We start from the raw sequence: 16947 nt of genomic DNA, 5'->3' as shown, positions 1-16947 counted from the left end.
GGGTTCTTCCTTTGGTGTTCCCTGTTTTCTTGTTCTCTGAAATCAGTCGGGGCGCAGGCTGCGCCATGCGGTGTCGAAGGCGTCGCTGCCCCGGCGCAGGTCGGCCACGATGCGGCCCTGGCGCATGCACAGCAGGCGGTCGGCCAGCGCGGCCTCGCGGCGCAGGTGCGTGGCGATGAGCACCGTGCGCGAACCGGCGTGCCGCGCCAGGCGCTGCAGCACGTCGTGCGCGACGCCCGCGTCGAGCGCCTCGGTCGGTTCGTCGAGCAGCCACAGCGGCACGGGGCGCAGCAGCAGGCGGGCCAGCGCGAGGCGACGCGATTGGCCGCCCGAAAGGCCGAGGCCACCTTCGCCCAGGCGGGTGTCCAGGCCCGCGGACATGGCGCGCACATCGGCTTCGAGGCCTGCAGCTTGTAGCGCGGCGTACAGCTGGTCGTCGGTGGCGGCGGGGTTGGCGAGTCGCAGGTTGTCGCGCAGGCTGTCCTGGAAGAGTTCGGTGCGTTGCGTCAGCAGGCAGGCGGGCTGCGCAGTCGCAAGGCCGTGCTGCGGCGCGATCTCGCCAGCAATGGCGGCGAGCAAGGTCGACTTGCCCGCGCCGCTCGCGCCGATCAACGCCACGCGCTCGCCGAGGCCCAGCGTCAGCGAGATGTCGCGCAGTACCGGCGTCGCGCTGCCGGCGTGCGCGAAGCTCACGTGCTCCAGCCGCAGGGCGGCAGCGGCTTCGTTGCGCGGTTCGGCTTGCACTTCTTCGCCGGCGATGCGCGGCGCAAGGCGGCGTACCGCGAGCCAGGTGCGGCCCGCGTCGAGCGCGCCGCGCCGCAAGGCCGCGAAAGGTTCGGTAGCCGTGAGCGCCACAAGCAGCGCCAGCGCGGCGGCCGGCACGCCGATCAGGCCCTCGCCGACCAGCGCGCCGACGGCGAGCAGCACGCCGACCAGCGTCAACGTGCCCGCGCTGCCGTAGGCGAAGCCGGCCGCGGCCTCGAGCTTGTTCAACGCGAGGTCGGCCTTGGCGAGTTGCGCATCGGCGTTCATCAGCGCCGCGCGCTGTGCATCGATGCGGCCCGCCATCACCAGGTCGGTCTGGCCCGCCACGAGGTCGACGGTGCGTGCGCGCAATGCTTCGATGGCATGCGCGCGCTGCACGGCGGGGCGGCGCGCACGGCTTGCGACGATCCACGCGATGCCCCAGCCGACGACCACCAGCCAGAGCGCCAGCGCCACGCCCATGCCGACATGCATGAAGCCGAGCACCACGCCCGCCAGCAGCGCGGCGCCCAGCGCGGCGGCGGCGGGCACGAACAGGCGCAGGTAGAGCGACTCGAGCGCGTCGATGTCCGAGGTCAGGCGGAACAACAGCCGGGCGGGCTGCATCAGCAACGCGCGCGCGGCCCCGGGCTTTGCCCAGCCGCGGAACAGGCGCACGCGCAGCGCGGCAAGCACGGCGAAGGTCGCGTCGTGCGTCACCAGCCGCTCGCCGTAGCGCGACGCCGTGCGGCCGAGCGCCAGCAACCGAATGCCGGCCGAGGGCATGAACACGTCGAAGGTGAAGGCGGTCGCCGCATGCAGGCCGGCCAGCGCGGTCGCGGTGATGAACCAGCCCGAGAGGCCGAGCAGCGCCATTCCGGTGAGCACGGTAAGGGCTGCGAGCAGGCAGCCCAGCAGCAGCGGGCGCGGCTGCGCGGCGAGAAAGGGGCGCAGCACCAGGCGCAGGTCGCGCCAGTTGTCGCGCCAGTTTGTCGAGGCTTGGGCGGCCTTCATGCGGCCTGCTCCATCGCGTCATCGCCGAGGCTGACGGTGCGGTGCATGCGCGTGGCGAGCACCGGGTCGTGGGTGGCGACGATGAGCGTCTTGCCGCGCGCGAGCGCGACCAGCGCGTCGGCCACGCGCTCTGCGGTCTCGGTGTCGAGGTGCGCTGTGGGCTCGTCGACCAGCAGGAGGTCGGCGTGCGGGTGCACGGCGATGCGGGCGAGCGCGAGGCGCACGGCCTCGCCGCCCGACAGGCCATGGCCGCCTTCGCCCAGCGCCACGCCCGGGTGCGCCTGCGCCACCTCTTCGAGCGAGGCAAAGCGCATGGCGGCGCTGACCTGCTTGGTATCGACGCCTGCGCGCCCCAAGGTGACGTTGGCCTCGACGGAGCCGGCGAAGACATGCGGCGCCTGCCCCATCCACGCCATGCGCTGGCGCAGCGCCGACACGGTGTGGTCGGTGAGGGTCACGCCGCCGATCGAGATCTCGCCGCGGCTGGCGGGGACGAGGCCCGCGATGAGCGAGAGCAGCGCGGTCTTGCCGGCGCCGCTGGGGCCTGTCAATGCGACATGCTCGCCGGCGGCGATGCGGAGTTCGAAGCCTTCGAACACTGCTTGCGCTTCTTGCGCTTCGCCGGGCCACGAGAAGTGCAGGTTGTGGATGGCCAGCGCGGGTGCGGCGTGCTTGTCGCCTGCAGCGGCGCGCGTCAGCGAGGCGCTCGCGCCGGGCAGCGGCAAGGCGTTGCGCTGCAACCGGTCGAGCGACTCCCACGCCGCCTCGCCCGCCGCGCGGTCGTGCCACACGGCCGAGAGTTCGCGCAGCGGCTCGAAGAAGGCCGGCGCCAGCAGCAGCACGAAGAGCCCTTCGCCCAGGCTCAGTTGCCGGCCCCAGGTGCCGAAGCCGAGGGTGCCCAGCAGATGAAAGCCGACGTAAGCCGCCACCATCGCGACGCCCAGGGCAGAGAACAGCTCCAGCACGGCCGACGACAGGAATGCGATACGCAGCACCGCCATGGTCCGCCGACGAAGCGACTGCGCGGCATCGCCCAGGCGCTGGGCCGTGGCGTCGACCGCGCCGAGCGCGCGCAGCGTCGCCAGGCCGCGCAGGCGGTCGAGCAGAAAGGCGTTCATGCCGCCCAGTTCGACCATCTGCGCTTCGCTCGCGGCCTTGGCGCGCCAGCCGACGATGGCCATGAACACGGGAATGAGCGGCGCCGCGAACAGCAGCACCAGCGCGGCCACCCAAGAGAGCGCGGCCACGGCACACAGGATGAACAGAGGCACCACCGTCGCGCGCCAGCGTGCCGGCTGGTAGCGCACGAGGTACGGCACCAGCGCCTCGGCCTGCTCGGCGAGCACGCTGGCGGCCAGGCCGGAAGGGGGGCGGCTGCGGTCCAACGGGGAGCCTGCGGCCAATGCCGCCGCCGTCTGCGCGCGCAACGCCGAGAGCTGCGCCCTCGCCCGCCCGAAGGTGCGGCGCGAGCCCCAGGCTTCGCAGCCCGCGCGCAGCAAGCCCAGCAGCAGGATCGCAACGGCCGGCCACAGCACCGCCGAAAAGCCCCTGCCCGACGCCAACCCTTGCACCGCCATCGCCAGCAACTCGGCCTGCGGCAGCCAGAACAACGCGGCAGCACCCTGCACCACCCCGCCGACGTCGGGCGACGCGAAGGCCTGCAACGGCGATCGTGATGGCGTGGGCTTGGTCATTCCTTGGTTTCGTGGATTTTCAGTAATTACTGCAATTTCCACAATCATACCGAAGACAACAGCGACTTTATGAGCCCGGAGACTGCGCGTCCCGGGGCTCTAAAGCAAGCAATTGAGAAAAATCAAGCCACGGCGTCAGGGCGTGGCGGGAAGGGACGCCGGGCGATTAGTGCGAAACGACTACGCCGCTGACCAGCAATGCAGCAAAAAGCGTAAACACGCCGCGCCACGACGCCGGGCGCGCCTCCACCCAGCGGTACAGCAGCGCGGCGGCCGCGATCGACAGCGCGAAGGTCGCCACCAGCCCCGCCGCGTCGAACCATGCGCCGTGCGGGCCCGCATTGGCCACCGCCGCGTTCATGGCGAGCAGCACCGGAAAGTGAATGAGGAACAGCGAGTACGACATGCGCCCCAGCCGCTGCAGCGGCACCGCCGCGGCCGGCCAGCGCGGCGGCGACAGCCAGTGCCGGCGTTGCGCCACGGCCAGCAGCAGGGCCGTGACCAGCGCGGTCGCGATGCGGCTGCGCCAGTCGATGGCCAGCGCGCCCGCACCCACCAGCCCCAGCAGCGCGATGGCGCTCTGCCAAGTGCTGAAGCGCGTGGCGCGGCCGATCCAGAACACCAGCATGCCGAGGCCGTAGGTGCCGAAGAAGTAGAAAGCCGTGTCGTCCAGCCCCGCGTTGCGGTTGAAGAGCGCCAGCGAGGCCACGGCCAGGCCGATGACCAATGCCACCGGCATCCAGCGCGCGCGCAGTGCCGCCGGCGCGGCGCCGCTCGTGCGCTGCAGCAAGGTCGGCAGGCCGACCAGCGCCAACGCGAGCGCGAACAATTGAAAGTCGATGGCCACGTACCAGACGCCGGTCGAGAGCGACTCGTAGCCCAGCAGGTCCTGCAGCAGCAGCCCGTGCGCGACCAGCTGCCCGAAGGTCGGCGACGCGGGCACCACCTCTTCGTCGAGCCACGGCCGCACGACCGCGGCCACCAGCACGCACACCGTGAGCGCGGCCAGGTACGGCATCACCAGCCGGCCGTAGCGCTGGAGAATGCGCGCCACCGGCCGCTCCACGCGCAGGGTGCCGTCGGGCGCGAGGCTGGCCGCCGCGAGAAAGCCGGCGATCACCAGGAACACCTGCACCGCCAGGCGGCCCTGGTCGGACAGCCAGGCGAAGAAGTCGGGCGCGAGCGTGTACGCGCCGGCCGGCATCGGGCCGTAGCGCGAGAGGTGGTGCCCGACGATCACCGCGCAGGCGATGCCCTTGGCCGCGTCGAGCAGCGGCATGCGCCCCAGCGATGAAGACGGCGCGCCGGCAGGTTCAGCGGGTGCCGCGCCGTTCGCGATGGCGGTCAAAGCGCCAGCCGTTGCCTTGCCTGCTGGTATTCGCGCTTCAGCTTCTCGATGAAGGCGGCGGCGCTGGCCACTTCGGTGACGGCGCCAATGCCCTGGCCCGAGCCCCAGATGTCTTTCCAGGCCTTGGCCTTGCTGCCGTCGCCGGTGGCGAAGTTCATGGTCTTCAGGTCGCCTTCGGGCAGGTTGGTCGGGTCCATGCCTGCGGCCACGATGCTGGGCGCAAGGTAGTTGCCGTGCACGCCGGTGAACAGGTTCGAGTAGACGATGTCGTCGGAATTGCCGTCGACGATGGCCTGCTTGTAGTCGTCGCTCGCACGAGCTTCCTCGGTCGCGATGAACGCGGTGCCGATGTACGCGAAGTCGGCGCCCATGGCCTGCGCGGCGAGCACCGCGTCGCCGGTGGCGATGGAGCCCGACAGCGCCACCGGGCCGTCGAACCACTGGCGGATTTCCTGGATCAGCGCAAACGGGCTCTTCACGCCCGCGTGGCCACCGGCACCGGCCGCCACGGCAACGATGCCGTCGGCACCCTTCTCGACGGCCTTCTGCGCGAACTTGTTGTTGATGATGTCGTGCAGCGTGACGCCGCCGTAGCTGTGTACCGCGTCGTTCACGTCGGTGCGCGCGCCCAGCGAGGTGATGACGATCGGCACCTTGTACTTCACGACCATCTCCATGTCGTGGTCGAGGCGGTCGTTGCTCTTGTGCACGATCTGGTTGATGGCGAAGGGCGCGGCGGGCTTGTCGGGGTTGGCCTTGTTGTACGCGGCCAGCTCCTCGGTGATCTCGATGAGCCACTCTTCCAGCTGCGCCGCGGGGCGCGCGTTGAGCGCCGGCATCGAGCCGACCACGCCGGCCTTGCATTGCGCGATCACGAGCTTGGGGGTGCTGATGATGAACAGCGGCGAGCCGATGATGGGCAGCGGCAGGTTCGCCAGTACGGGGGGCAGCTTGGACATGTTGTCTCCGGGAATGGGTTCGGTTTTATAGGAGGAAAAAGAGCGGCGAGCCGCTGTCGCCCGTCGGGTGGGCGACAGCGGCGCGCGGTGTCAGAACGCGTCGAGCGCCAGCGCCGTGACGCTCTCGGCGCCCTCGACGATGCTGTCGCGAATGCCCGGCACCTTGTTCAGGATGTGCTCCGCATAGAAGCGCGCGGTGGCGATCTTGGCCAGCATGAAGTCGGTGTCGAAGCTGCGCGAGGCAAGGTCCTGCGCAATGATCAGCGAGCGCGCCAGTTGCCAGCCGGCCACCAGGTTGCCCGCGAGCATCAGGTAGGGCACGCTGCCCGAGAACACGGCGTTGGGCGAGGCCTTGGTCTGGCCGGCGACGAAGTCGACCACGTCGATGAAGGCCAGGCGCGCGGCGGTCAACCGCTTGAGCACGGCGGCGGCCGCGGGGCTGTCGCTCTTGGCCAGTTCGGCTTCGGTCTTCTCGATTTGCGCGGCGATGGCCTTGGCCGTCTGGCCGCCGTCGCGCGCGGTCTTGCGGCCCACGAGGTCGTTGGCCTGGATGGCGGTGGTGCCTTCGTAGATCGTCAGGATCTTGGCGTCGCGGTAGTACTGCGCCGCGCCCGTCTCCTCGATGAAGCCCATGCCGCCGTGCACCTGCACGCCCAGCGAGGCCACCTCCAGGCTCATCTCGGTGCTGTAGCCCTTCACCAGGGGCACCATGAATTCGTAGAAGGCCTGGTTCTGCTTGCGCGCATCCGCGTCGGCGCTGTGGTGCGCGGCGTCGTAGGCGGCGGCAGCCACCGAGGCCATCGCGCGGCAGCCTTCGGTGTAGGCGCGCATCGTCATCAGCATGCGCTTGACGTCGGGGTGGTGAATGATGGGTGCGCTGGCGTTCATCGACCCGTCGACCGGGCGGCTCTGCACGCGGTCTTTGGCGTAGGCCACGGCGTGCTGGTAGGCGCGCTCGGCAATCGCGATGCCCTGCATGCCCACCGCGTAGCGGGCCGAGTTCATCATGATGAACATGTACTCGAGGCCACGGTTCTCCTGGCCGACCAGGTAGCCGACGGCACCGCCGTGGTCGCCGTACTGCAGCACGGCGGTGGGCGAGGCCTTGATGCCCATCTTGTGCTCGATGCTCACGCAGTGCACGTCGTTGCGCTCGCCCAGCGCGCCGTCCTGGCCGACGATGAACTTCGGCACCACGAACAGGCTGATGCCCTTCACGCCCTCGGGCGCGCCGCTCACGCGTGCGAGCACGAGGTGCACGATGTTCTCGGCCATGTCGTGCTCACCGTAGGTGATGAAGATCTTGGTGCCGAACACCTTGTAGGTGCCGTCGGGTTGCGGCTCGGCGCGCGTGCGCACCAGCGCCAGGTCGCTGCCGGCCTGCGGCTCGGTGAGGTTCATCGTGCCGGTCCACTGGCCGCTCACGAGTTTCTCGAGGTACACCGCCTTCAGCTCGTCGGAGCCGGCCGTGAGCAGCGCCTCGATGGCGCCGTCGCTCAGCAGCGGGCACAGCGCGAAGCTCATGTTGGCCGAGTTGAGCATCTCGCCGCAGGCCGCGCCGATGGTCTTGGGCAGGCCCTGGCCGCCGAAGTCCGCCGGATGCTGCAGGCCCTGCCATCCGCCCGACACGTACTGCGCAAAGGCGTCCTTGAAACCCGGCGTGGTCGTGACCACACCGTCCTTGAAGGACGAGGGGTTGCGGTCGCCTTCGATGTTCAGCGGCGCCACCACGTCCTGGTTGAAACGCGCGCATTCCTCGAGCACGGCCTGCGCGGTTTCCAGGCCGGCGTCTTCGAAGCCCGGCAGCTTGGCGATCTCGCCGATGTTGGCCAGGTGCTCGATGTCGAACAGCATGTCCTTGAGGGGGGCGGTGTAGCTCATGTCATGTCTCCAGATACAGCGGATACGAAAAGGGCATCGCGAACGATGCCCTCTGGCTCATTGCGGCTAGACGCTCAGAGCGCTTTCACCAGTTCGGGCACGGCCACGAACAGGTCGGCGACAAGGCCGTAGTCGGCCACGCTGAAGATCGGTGCTTCTTCGTCCTTGTTGATCGCGACGATGACCTTCGAGTCCTTCATGCCGGCCAAGTGCTGGATGGCGCCGGAGATGCCTGCGGCGATGTACAGCTGCGGCGCGACGATCTTGCCGGTCTGGCCGACTTGCCAGTCGTTCGGGGCGTAGCCTGCATCCACTGCTGCGCGGCTGGCGCCGAGGCCTGCGTTGAGCTTGTCGGCGAGAGGCGCCATCACTTCGGTGAACTTCTCTGCGCTGCCCAGGGCCCGGCCACCGGAGACGATGATCTTGGCTGCCGTCAGTTCGGGGCGTTCGCTCTTCGTGACTTCACGGCCGACGAAGCTGGACTTGCCGCTGTCTGCGACGCCTTCAGCGGTTTCGACGGTTGCGCTGCCACCGGTGGCGGCTGCTGCGTCGAAGCCGGTCGTGCGAACGGTGATCACCTTGGTGGCATCGCTGCTTTGCACAGTGGCAATGGCGTTGCCGGCGTAGATCGGGCGCTCGAAGGTGTCCGGGCTGTCGACCTTGGTGATGTCGCTGATCTGGGCCACGTCCAGCTTGGCGGCCACGCGGGGAGCCACGTTCTTGCCGTTGGCGGTCGAGGGGAACAGGATGTGGCTGTAGTTCGCTGCGATGGCCAGCACCTGGGCTGCGACGTTCTCGGCAAGGTTCTCTGCCAGGCTGGGGCTGTCCGCTGCGATGACCTTGGTCACGCCAGCGATCTGGGCGGCGGCCTTGGCAGCTTCAGCTGCATTGGCGCCAGCCACCAGAACATGCACTTCACCACCGCAAGCCAGCGCGGCGGTCACGGTGTTCAAGGTTGCCGGCTTGATGCTGGCGTGGTCGTGTTCAGCAATAACTAGTGCGGTCATGTTCAGATCACCTTCGCTTCGTTCTTCAGTTTGTCCACCAGCGCTGCAACGTCAGGCACCTTGATGCCGGCGCCGCGCTTCGGCGGTTCAGCAACCTTCAGCGTCTTCAGGCGCGGCTTCACGTCCACGCCCAGGTCTTCGGGCTTGAAGGTGTCCAGCTGCTTCTTCTTCGCCTTCATGATGTTCGGCAGCGTCACGTAGCGCGGCTCGTTCAGGCGCAGGTCGGTCGTGATGACCGCGGGCAGCGTGAGCGTCAGTGTTTCCATGCCGCCGTCGACTTCGCGCGACACCGTGACCTTGTCGCCTGCGAGGTCGACCTTCGAGGCGAAGGTGGCTTGGGGCAGGTCGGCCAGCGCAGCCAGCATCTGACCGGTTTGATTGGCATCGTCATCGATGGCCTGCTTGCCCAGGATGATGAGCGAAGGCTGTTCCTTGTCGACCAGCGCCTTCAGCAGCTTGGCAACCGCCAGCGGCTGCAGCTCTTCGGTGGTCTCGACCAGGATGCCGCGGTCCGCACCGATGGCCATCGCGGTGCGCAGCGTTTCCTGGCACTTCGCGTCACCGCAGGACACCGCGATCACCTCGGTGACCACGCCCTTTTCCTTCAGGCGAACCGCTTCTTCGACCGCGATCTCGTCGAACGGGTTCATGCTCATCTTCACGTTGGCAATGTCCACCCCGGTGCCGTCGCTCTTCACGCGCACTTTGACGTTGTAGTCGACGACCCGTTTGACAGGTACAAGAACCTTCATTGACTTGACTCCATTGGATTGCAAAAAGGGGGCTTTTGAGGGCAACCGGTCATTCTAGGACGCGACCTTTGCAGCCTCTGCATTCTTCGTTTCGGCGATTGACGCCAATAAAAAGAACGATCGTGCTTTTTCACGATTATAAAACAGCGTTAACCACTCGGCGAGACCCGGCGGTAAAGATATTGGCACAACCTCGTTTCCCTCTGGCGGGACCTGGGTGCAGCACCAAGAATCTCTATCGAACGCGTGGAACCGTTTGCTCTTTTCGATGGCCCTTTCAATGGCCTTCTTGTGACATTCCGAGCGGCCGCCGAGCCTCGTTTTGTTACTTCTTCCGACCGCCCGGCAAGCCATGCCACCTGCCCTCCAAAGCCATGGCCGCAAAGGCCCGCGCCGCAGCGCTGCGGTAGGCGTCTCTGCGCTGCAGCAAGGCGATGGCGCGCGACGGCATCGCGGGCCTGAGCTTGATCGGCACCAGGTCGCTGTGCCCCTGCGTGACAGCCATTGGCAAGAGCGTGGCGAGCCGCCCGCGCCGCACGATCTCGACCGCCGCGCCCACCGAATTCGTCTCCACCGCAATGCGCGGCGAAATGCCGTGCGCCGCCCAGTAGCGGTCTACATGCCTGCGCGTCGCGAAGCTCTCGTTCAACAGCACCAGCTGAAGTGCTTCGAAGGCGGCGCTCGCCAGTGGCGCGGCACGGCCCGCCAACGGATGCGCCTCGCCGACCACCAGCGCCAGGCTCTCCTCGAACATCACCTGCCGCTCGATGTCCGGCGAGCGCACGTCGTCGAACGCGATGCCGAGGTCCAGCGCGTCGTCATTCAGCAGCACTTCCATGCGCTCCTGCGGCATCTCCTCGATGCGCAGCGTGATCGCCGGATAGCGCGCGTTAAACGCATCGACCAGCGGCCCGATCAGGTAGGTGGTGAAGGTGGGCGCCATCGCCAGGCGGAGCGAACCACGCGTGAGCGCGTGCACGTCGTGCAGCGCGCGCCGGCCGGCCTCGAGGTTCTGCAGCGCGAGCCGGGCGTATTGCATGTAGGCCTCGCCGGCTTCGGTCAGCCGCACCGCGCGGCCGGAGCGGTCGAGCAGCTGCACGTCCAGCGTGTCTTCGAGCTGCCTGATCTGCTGTGACAGCGTGGGCTGCGACACGTGCAGCGCCTCGGCCGCGCGCGTGAAGTTCGCGTGCTCGGCCACGGCGAGAAAGTAGCGGATGTGCCTCAGAAGCATGGCGACGGACGCGATGGAAAGCCGGGAAGGCAAGAAACAGGTATTGGCATGGCCTATCGATCAGATCAGAAATTGGTCTTGGACGCTATGCCTGAAACACGCGATCCTCACCCCATCGACTCACACACCATGCAGGAGCAGGCCATGCGCGACATCATCGAAGGCGTTCTCAGGTTCCAGCGCGACGCCTATCCCGCGCGCGCCGGGCTGTTCCGCGAACTGGCCGGCGGACAGCACCCGGGCACGCTGTTCATCGCCTGCTCCGACAGCCGCGTGGTGCCCGAGCTGCTCACGCAGCGCGAGCCCGGCGAGCTCTTCGTGATCCGCAATGCGGGCAACATCGTGCCGCCCTACGGTGCGGGCGCCGATGGCGTTGCGGCGACGGTGGAATACGCCGTCACGGCATTGGGCGTTTCGGATGTCGTGGTCTGCGGCCACTCCGACTGCGGCGCCATGACCGCCGTGGCCGGCTGCCAGTGCCTGGCGCACATGCCCGCCGTGGGCCACTGGCTGCGTCATGCCGCGCCGGCGCCGCGCCTGCACGCCCATGCGACGACGCGCGAGCGCATCGACGCCACGGTGCGCGAGAACGTGATCGCCCAGATCGCCAACCTGCGCACCCACCCGTGCGTGGCGACGGCGCTGCAAGCCGGCCGGCTCGCGCTGCACGGCTGGGTCTACGACATCGAGACGGGTGCCATCGATGCGTTGCAAGGCGATACGCACAGCTTCGTGTCGCTGGCGGACCAGCCTGGCGTATGTGCCACCCCGTCGCTGCTGGACCTGGCGGCCTGAACGAACGCCGGGTTTAATGCGCCGCGTGTGAAAGCGCCGGGTGTCAGAGCGCCAGGTGCAGGGCCTGCTTCGACGCCTGCGACGGCACCGCGCAGCAGATCAGCGCCTCGCCCTCCTGCACGGGAAACGACGGCTGCGCCGCGTAGGTCACCTCGCCTTCGAGCACCCGCGCCTTGCAGGTGCCGCAGCTGCCGCCCCGGCAGCCGAACGCCGGCGACAGGCCGCGCGCCTCGGCCACGTCGAGCAGCGACCCGTCGCCCGGGTTCCAGCGGCTTTCCTTGCCCGATTCCGTGAACACGACGCGCACCGACTCGGTCGCCACAGGCGGCAATGCCGCCACCTCCGCGCCTGCGGAAGAGCGGCGCAGGGACGAGGGCCCGAAGGTTTCCGCGTGGATGCGCGCATCCGCCACGTTCAGCGCGCGCAGTCCGTCGTAGGTCGCCTGCATGAACGCGGCAGGGCCGCAGAGGTAGAAGTCGTGGTCGTCGAAGGGCAGCGTCGCCTTCAGCAGCGCCATGTCGATGCGGCCTTCCTTCTCGTAGTCGCGCCCCTGCACCGCGGCCCCGGGCTGGCTCAGCGTGCGAACCCACCGTACGCCGCCCTTGCCCGCCTCCACCAGCGCCGCGATCTCTTCGTCGAAGGGGCGCTCCTCGCGCGTGCGCGCTGATTGAAAGAGCCAGGCGGGCCTGAGCGTACGGGTGCGCTTTGCCTCGTGCACCAGGTGGCGCAGCATGGCCAGCAGCGGCGTGATGCCGATGCCCGCGGCGAGCAGCACCGCCGGCCGTCTTTCGGCGGCGTCCACGGTGAAGCCGCCGGCCGGCGAGCGCACCTCGAGCAGGTCGCCTTCGCGCAGCGTGTGCAGGTGGCGCGAGGCGCGGCCCTCTTTCTTCACGCTGATGCGGTATTGCCCGTCCGACGGCGCCATCGACAGCGTGTAGGTGCGGCTGAGCACCTGCGCATCGTCCAGCGTCATGCGCACCGGCAGGTGCTGGCCCGCCAGCGGCGGAATCAAGGCCACGCCGTCCGTCGGCGTGAGGTACAGCGAACGCACGGTGCTGCTTTCTTCCACCACGCGCGCCACGCGAAACGGCCGCCAGCGCTGCGCGAGCGCGGCAGCGGCCAGGCGCTCGGCGGCGTCTTTCCAGCTGCCGGTCATCTCCAGGTTGGGCGACCAGCCGCCTGCTTCCATGCGCCAGCGCAGCGGCAGGCCCTCGGGCCGGTGCACCACCTGGCGCGCGGTGAAGGTCCACAGTCGCTCGGCGCCTTCGAAGGCGGCGATCTCGGGCGAATCGAGCACGACCCGCGCGTCGCCGGTCATCTGCAGCATGTCGCCGGTTTCGGAATCGATGAAGAGCAGGCCCGTCTTCGGGTTGACGTGGATGTTGCCCAGCGTCATGAAGAACAGGTTGCCCGAGAAGTCGGGAATGGTGAGCACGCCGTCGTCGCCCACGCGCACGAACCCGGGCTTGCCGCCGCGGTGCGACACGTCGACCTGACGGGTGCCGTCTTCGCGCGCGATGTAGGAGGCGACATAGAAGGTGTCGGCGCGCGCGATCATGTCGCGGGCGCGCGCATCGAGCGCGCCCAGGCGCACCACCGGCAGCGCCGACGGCAGCGCGGGGTCGCGCGCAAAGCTGAAGCTGCGGTTCTGTATGTAGCGCGGGCAGTTGCCGAAGCTCTGCGTCACGTCGATGTCGAACGCACGGCTGCCGGTGCGGCGGATGTGGCCGTTCAGCCGGTTGCGCCGGCGCGTCATGAGGTCCACGCCGAGCAGGCCGATCGCGTCGCCGTCTTCCATGCCGGCTTCCGCCGGATCGCTCGCGTCGCGCAGCGCGGACACGCTCAGCGTGGCCGCGTCGGGCGAATGCAGAAAGCCGGGTTCGCCCGCGCGCACCGTCGCCCATGCGTCGCCCTGCGCATCGACCGCGCCCAGCGCGACGAAATGCAGCAGCGGATAGAAGCTGCGGTGCTGGTCGAGCAGGAAGTTGCGCACGTACAGCCTGCCGGGCCGGTCCATGTGCTGGACCACGCCGATGCTCTGCTGGATCGCGAGTTCGCCCGCGTGCCACGGCGAATCGGAAGGGGCGTTGGCCGAAGGGGTCATGGTGCTGTGCTTCGCAAGCGGGGATAAGCGGGGCGAGGAAACGCCCGAACGAGGGAACCGCGGCCTTCAGGCGTTCACGCAGCGAGGCCGACCGGCGTCCGGCGGAACTCCACGAAGCCCGGCAGCGCCTCGATGCGCGCGAGCCACGCGCACACCTTCGGGTAGGCCTGCAGGTCGACGTTGCCCTCGGGCGCACGGGCGATGTAGCTGTACAGCGCAACGTCCGCGACGGTGGGCGACGCGGCGGCGATGAAGTCGCGGCTGGAAAGCTCCGTCTCGACCACGGCGAGCAGCGCATGGGCGCGCGTGATGACTTCTTCAGGCCTGAACGGTGCGCCGAACACGGTGACGAGCCGCGCCGCGGCGGGCCCGTAGGCGACCTGCCCCGCGGCCACGCTCAGCCACTTCTGCACCGCGGCGGCGGCGACCGGTGTCTCGGGCAGCCAGTCGCTCAGCCCGAGCTTCTTCGACAGGTAGACCAGGATGGCGTTCGAGTCGGTCACGATGGTGCCGTCGTCGTCCAGCACCGGCACCTGGCCGAAGGCGTTCAACGCGAGGAACTCGGGCTTCTTGTGCGCGCCGGTGCTCAGGTCGACTTCGACCAGGTCGTGCCCGGCGCCGATGAGGCCGAGAAACAGGCGAACGCGGTGCGAGTGGCCGGACAGGGGGTGGTAGTAGAGCTTCATGAGTGATTCCTTTGGAGGGGTGGACCATGTGGAGCCGGAGGGGTCCACGCAGCGAGCACCGATGGTCCGCTTTCAGGCGCGCCTCTAGAATCCCCGCCGGTCGCAAGTCACCCTTGCAAAAACGTCAATAAACCCCCGCGACCCCGGCACACGAAGAGGCACACACAAAGATGGATCGGCTCCAGGCCATGGCGGTGTTTGTCACGGTGGTCGACACCGGCGGTTTCGCCTCGGCCGCGCGGCGGCTGAACGTGTCACCCTCGGTGGTCACGCGCGCGGTGGGCGAGCTCGAAGCGCACTTGGGCGCGCGCCTGCTCACGCGCACCACGCGCTTCGTGCGCGTTACCGAGGCGGGCACGCACTACGCCGAGCGCTGCCGCCGCATCCTGGCGGATGTGGAAGAGGCCGACAGCACGGCGGCGGGTGCGCATGCGGTGCCGCGCGGGCAGCTCACCGTGACCGCGTCCGTGAACTTCGGGCGCATGTACGTGGCGCCCATTGCGCGTGCCTACCTGATGCAGTACCCGAAGGTGGACATCAACTGCTGGTTCATGGACCGCATGGTGAATCTCGTGGACGAAGGCGTGGACGTGGCCATCCGCATCGGCGAGCTGCCCGACTCCTCGCTGCAGGCGGTGCGCGTGGGCCGCGTGCGCCAGGTGCTGTGCGCCTCGCCGCAGTACCTGGAGCGCCACGGCACCCCGGCGCGGCCCGAAGAGCTGACGCAGCATGTGCAGATTGCCGCCACCGGCATCACGCCGACCAATGAATGGCGCTTTCGCGATGGCGCCAAGCCGGTGCTGGTGCGCCTGCAGCCGCGGCTCGCGACAACGACCAACGAGGCCGCCGCCGAAGCCGCGTCGGCGGGGCTGGGCATCACGCGCCTGCCGCTCTACCAGATCGCGCAGGCGGTGAAAGAGGGAACGCTGGCGCTGGTGCTCGAAGACTTCGAGCGGCCCGCGGTGCCCATCCACGTGGTGCATCGCGAAGGCCGGCACGCCACGCACAAGGTGCGCGCCTTTCTCGACATGGCGGTCGATGCGTTGCGCAACGACGCCGACCTGCAGTAGCGCGCGGCGTCAGGGCGTTGGCGGCCTTGCCCACGCGGGCGCAGGTTCGCTCGCTGCAATGTTCGACCACATCGCCGCGAGGCGGCGCAGCAGCGAGCGGCTCGGCGCGGCCGGGGCTGCGTGAGCTTCATGGGCTGCGGACTGGGCGCGCAGCCACACCTCGTTGCCGCCGATGTCGGCGGGAAACTCGTCGTAGAAAGGGGATGGCAGCATGCTTCGGCTCCAGGGGTTGTGACCTGGGTCGAATGTGCGGCGGCGCACGGTCTTCGGGAATCCGCGTGGGCGGCAATTCACTCCTGCAGCCGCCGCAATGCTGGCCGGGGTGCAGGTGGTTTACTGGGCCGAAGGCGCTTGCCCGGTCGCCTGCGCGGACACTTCAACCGGCACCGCTCCCGCAGGCAACGGCTCCACCCGCACCACGCGCTGCGGGTACGGAATGTCGATGCCCGCGCCTCGCAGCCCGTCGAGGATGGCGATGTTGATCGCCGAGCGCAGGTTGTCCTTGCCCTTGTCGGGGTCGGCCACCCAGAAGTTCAGCGTGAACTCCAGCCCGTCGGGCGCGAAGTTCATCAGGAAGGCCACGGGCGCCGGGTCGCTCATCACGCGCGCCTGGGCCTTGGCGGCCTCGCACAAGATGCCTTGCACCTGCGCCACGTCGCTGTCGTAGCCGACCACCACGGTGGTCGCGATGTTGAACTTGCGATCGGCCAGCGACAGGTTTTCCACCCGGCTGGTGATGAGCGATTCGTTCGGCACAATGGCCTCGCGCCCGTTGCCCGCGCGAATGAGGGTGTAGCGCGTCTTGATGTCGGTGATGCGGCCTTCGAAGGTGTCGACCTTCACGTTGTCGCCGATGCGGATCGACCGCTCGAGCAGGATGACGAAGCCGCTCACGTAGTTGGCCGCCAGCTTCTGCAGCCCGAAGCCCAGGCCCACGCCCAGCGCGCCGCCCAGCACCGACAGCGCCGTCAGGTCCACGCCCACGGCCGACAGCGCGAACAGCAGGCCCACCAGCAGCAGGAAGGCACGCACCGCGTTCGACGCCACCTTGCGCATCGACAGGTCGGTGACGGCCTCGCGCAGGATGCGCTTTTCGATGGTGCTGGCGATCCACAGCGCAATCACCATCACCAGGCCGGCCGACAGCACGCCCTGGAAGATGGTCTGCAGGCTCACGCGCGTCTTGCCGAAAGCCAGCGTGATGTCGTCCAGTTCGGCCAGCACCGGCGGCAGCAGCCCGACGATCCACAGCACCGCCGCAATCCACGCCAGCCACGAGATGGTGCGCTCCAGCAGCCGCACGAGGTTGGACGCCGGGAACACCGCGCGCAGCACCCGCGCAAAGAGCCTGATGACCGCCAGCGACAAGAACACCGACACCGCGATGCGCAGCACCAGCACCGTCTGGAAGTCGATCACCACGCGCCGCGCCACCTCGGTGAGCACCAGCGCCAGCAGCGGGAACAGCACGCCGTCGAAGGTGCGCTCGCCGAACCAGATGGAGTCCTTGGGCTGGTCGCGCCCGAACCATTTGCACAGGGCCCAGGCCGCGGCCACGCAGGCCACCAGCGCGACCAGTTCGATGCCGAGGCCGCGGGCGTCGACCTGGGCGAGGCGTTGGGTGAAGTCGTTGAAATTCATCTCTTGCGAATGGTCAAAGCG

Annotated in this window: 14 protein-coding genes; 2 read left to right on the top strand and 12 right to left on the bottom strand. The window is 68.7% G+C overall.

Annotation, left to right across the window (positions count from 1 at the left end):
- Positions 1-42: 42 nt before the first annotated feature.
- From cydC to cynR, 8 genes are all read right to left on the bottom strand, one after another.
- Positions 43-1758 (bottom strand): thiol reductant ABC exporter subunit CydC, encoded by a 1716-nt coding sequence (gene cydC / locus QTI51_RS14430; RefSeq protein ID WP_286514573.1) that lies wholly within the window; start codon positions 1756-1758, stop codon positions 43-45.
- Complete coding sequence (gene cydD, locus QTI51_RS14425; protein WP_286514571.1) at positions 1755-3452, bottom strand: thiol reductant ABC exporter subunit CydD; 1698 nt, start codon at positions 3450-3452, stop codon at positions 1755-1757. Before cydD ends, cydC begins: the two co-directional genes overlap by 4 nt.
- A gap of 166 nt (positions 3453-3618) precedes the next feature.
- Positions 3619-4731, bottom strand: coding sequence for an acyltransferase family protein (locus QTI51_RS14420; protein WP_286515713.1), 1113 nt, complete (start codon positions 4729-4731; stop codon positions 3619-3621).
- Positions 4732-4796: 65 nt separating this feature from the next.
- The gene (locus QTI51_RS14415; RefSeq protein ID WP_286514569.1) at positions 4797-5759 is read right to left on the bottom strand and encodes an NAD(P)H-dependent flavin oxidoreductase; all 963 of its coding nucleotides are present in this window, start codon (positions 5757-5759) and stop codon (positions 4797-4799) included.
- 90 nt (positions 5760-5849) lie between these two features.
- The gene (locus tag QTI51_RS14410) at positions 5850-7640 is read right to left on the bottom strand and encodes an acyl-CoA dehydrogenase (RefSeq protein WP_286514566.1); all 1791 of its coding nucleotides are present in this window, start codon (positions 7638-7640) and stop codon (positions 5850-5852) included.
- Positions 7641-7714: 74 nt separating this feature from the next.
- Positions 7715-8647 carry an electron transfer flavoprotein subunit alpha/FixB family protein gene (locus QTI51_RS14405; protein WP_286514564.1) on the bottom strand — a complete coding sequence of 311 codons (933 nt, stop codon included), beginning with the start codon at positions 8645-8647 and terminating at the stop codon, positions 7715-7717.
- Between the two features lie 2 nt (positions 8648-8649).
- The gene (locus tag QTI51_RS14400) at positions 8650-9399 is read right to left on the bottom strand and encodes an electron transfer flavoprotein subunit beta/FixA family protein (protein WP_116909803.1); all 750 of its coding nucleotides are present in this window, start codon (positions 9397-9399) and stop codon (positions 8650-8652) included.
- 325 nt (positions 9400-9724) lie between these two features.
- Entirely contained in the window at positions 9725-10630 is a 906-nt protein-coding gene (cynR, locus tag QTI51_RS14395; RefSeq protein WP_286514559.1) for a transcriptional regulator CynR, read from the bottom strand.
- Positions 10631-10774: 144 nt separating this feature from the next.
- Here cynR and QTI51_RS14390 point away from each other — a divergent pair, with 144 nt between their 5' ends.
- On the top strand, positions 10775-11425 hold the full coding sequence (locus QTI51_RS14390) for a carbonic anhydrase (protein WP_286514557.1): 651 nt from the start codon (positions 10775-10777) through the stop codon (positions 11423-11425).
- Between the two features lie 43 nt (positions 11426-11468).
- Here QTI51_RS14390 and QTI51_RS14385 read toward each other — a convergent pair whose 3' ends face one another.
- Together QTI51_RS14385 and QTI51_RS14380 are read right to left on the bottom strand one after the other, a co-directional pair.
- Entirely contained in the window at positions 11469-13529 is a 2061-nt protein-coding gene (locus QTI51_RS14385) for a 2Fe-2S iron-sulfur cluster-binding protein (RefSeq protein ID WP_286514555.1), read from the bottom strand.
- A gap of 74 nt (positions 13530-13603) precedes the next feature.
- Positions 13604-14215: a glutathione S-transferase family protein gene (locus QTI51_RS14380; protein WP_286514553.1), complete on the bottom strand. Its 612-nt coding sequence runs from the start codon at positions 14213-14215 to the stop codon at positions 13604-13606.
- Positions 14216-14385: 170 nt separating this feature from the next.
- Here QTI51_RS14380 and QTI51_RS14375 point away from each other — a divergent pair, with 170 nt between their 5' ends.
- Positions 14386-15285 carry a LysR family transcriptional regulator gene (locus QTI51_RS14375; RefSeq protein WP_286514551.1) on the top strand — a complete coding sequence of 300 codons (900 nt, stop codon included), beginning with the start codon at positions 14386-14388 and terminating at the stop codon, positions 15283-15285.
- 9 nt (positions 15286-15294) lie between these two features.
- On the opposite strand, the gene QTI51_RS14370 is transcribed toward QTI51_RS14375, so the two are convergent.
- Together QTI51_RS14370 and QTI51_RS14365 are read right to left on the bottom strand one after the other, a co-directional pair.
- On the bottom strand, positions 15295-15498 hold the full coding sequence (locus QTI51_RS14370; RefSeq protein ID WP_286514549.1) for a hypothetical protein: 204 nt from the start codon (positions 15496-15498) through the stop codon (positions 15295-15297).
- Positions 15499-15618: 120 nt separating this feature from the next.
- Positions 15619-16926 (bottom strand): mechanosensitive ion channel family protein, encoded by a 1308-nt coding sequence (locus tag QTI51_RS14365; protein WP_286514547.1) that lies wholly within the window; start codon positions 16924-16926, stop codon positions 15619-15621.
- Positions 16927-16947: the final 21 nt, after the last annotated feature.

The organism is Variovorax sp. J22G73, assembly GCF_030317035.1.
Classification (GTDB): domain Bacteria; phylum Pseudomonadota; class Gammaproteobacteria; order Burkholderiales; family Burkholderiaceae_C; genus Variovorax.
This window is presented reverse-complemented; position numbering and strand designations above follow the sequence as displayed.

Excerpts from the sequence above, each read along its gene's own strand:
- QTI51_RS14390 (WP_286514557.1), top strand. The coding sequence starts at position 10,775 with ATGCGCGACATCATCGAAGGCGTTCTCAGGTTCCAGCGCGACGCCTAT.
- cydD (WP_286514571.1), bottom strand. The coding sequence starts at position 3,452 with ATGACCAAGCCCACGCCATCACGATCGCCGTTGCAGGCCTTCGCGTCG.
- QTI51_RS14380 (WP_286514553.1), bottom strand. The coding sequence starts at position 14,215 with ATGAAGCTCTACTACCACCCCCTGTCCGGCCACTCGCACCGCGTTCGC.
- QTI51_RS14405 (WP_286514564.1), bottom strand. The coding sequence starts at position 8,647 with ATGACCGCACTAGTTATTGCTGAACACGACCACGCCAGCATCAAGCCG.
- QTI51_RS14365 (WP_286514547.1), bottom strand. The coding sequence starts at position 16,926 with ATGAATTTCAACGACTTCACCCAACGCCTCGCCCAGGTCGACGCCCGC.
- QTI51_RS14415 (WP_286514569.1), bottom strand. The coding sequence starts at position 5,759 with ATGTCCAAGCTGCCCCCCGTACTGGCGAACCTGCCGCTGCCCATCATC.
- cynR (WP_286514559.1), bottom strand. The coding sequence starts at position 10,630 with ATGCTTCTGAGGCACATCCGCTACTTTCTCGCCGTGGCCGAGCACGCG.
- QTI51_RS14410 (WP_286514566.1), bottom strand. The coding sequence starts at position 7,640 with ATGAGCTACACCGCCCCCCTCAAGGACATGCTGTTCGACATCGAGCAC.
- QTI51_RS14370 (WP_286514549.1), bottom strand. The coding sequence starts at position 15,498 with ATGCTGCCATCCCCTTTCTACGACGAGTTTCCCGCCGACATCGGCGGC.
- QTI51_RS14375 (WP_286514551.1), top strand. The coding sequence starts at position 14,386 with ATGGATCGGCTCCAGGCCATGGCGGTGTTTGTCACGGTGGTCGACACC.
- QTI51_RS14400 (WP_116909803.1), bottom strand. The coding sequence starts at position 9,399 with ATGAAGGTTCTTGTACCTGTCAAACGGGTCGTCGACTACAACGTCAAA.
- cydC (WP_286514573.1), bottom strand. The coding sequence starts at position 1,758 with ATGAAGGCCGCCCAAGCCTCGACAAACTGGCGCGACAACTGGCGCGAC.
- QTI51_RS14420 (WP_286515713.1), bottom strand. The coding sequence starts at position 4,731 with ATGCCGCTGCTCGACGCGGCCAAGGGCATCGCCTGCGCGGTGATCGTC.
- QTI51_RS14385 (WP_286514555.1), bottom strand. The coding sequence starts at position 13,529 with ATGACCCCTTCGGCCAACGCCCCTTCCGATTCGCCGTGGCACGCGGGC.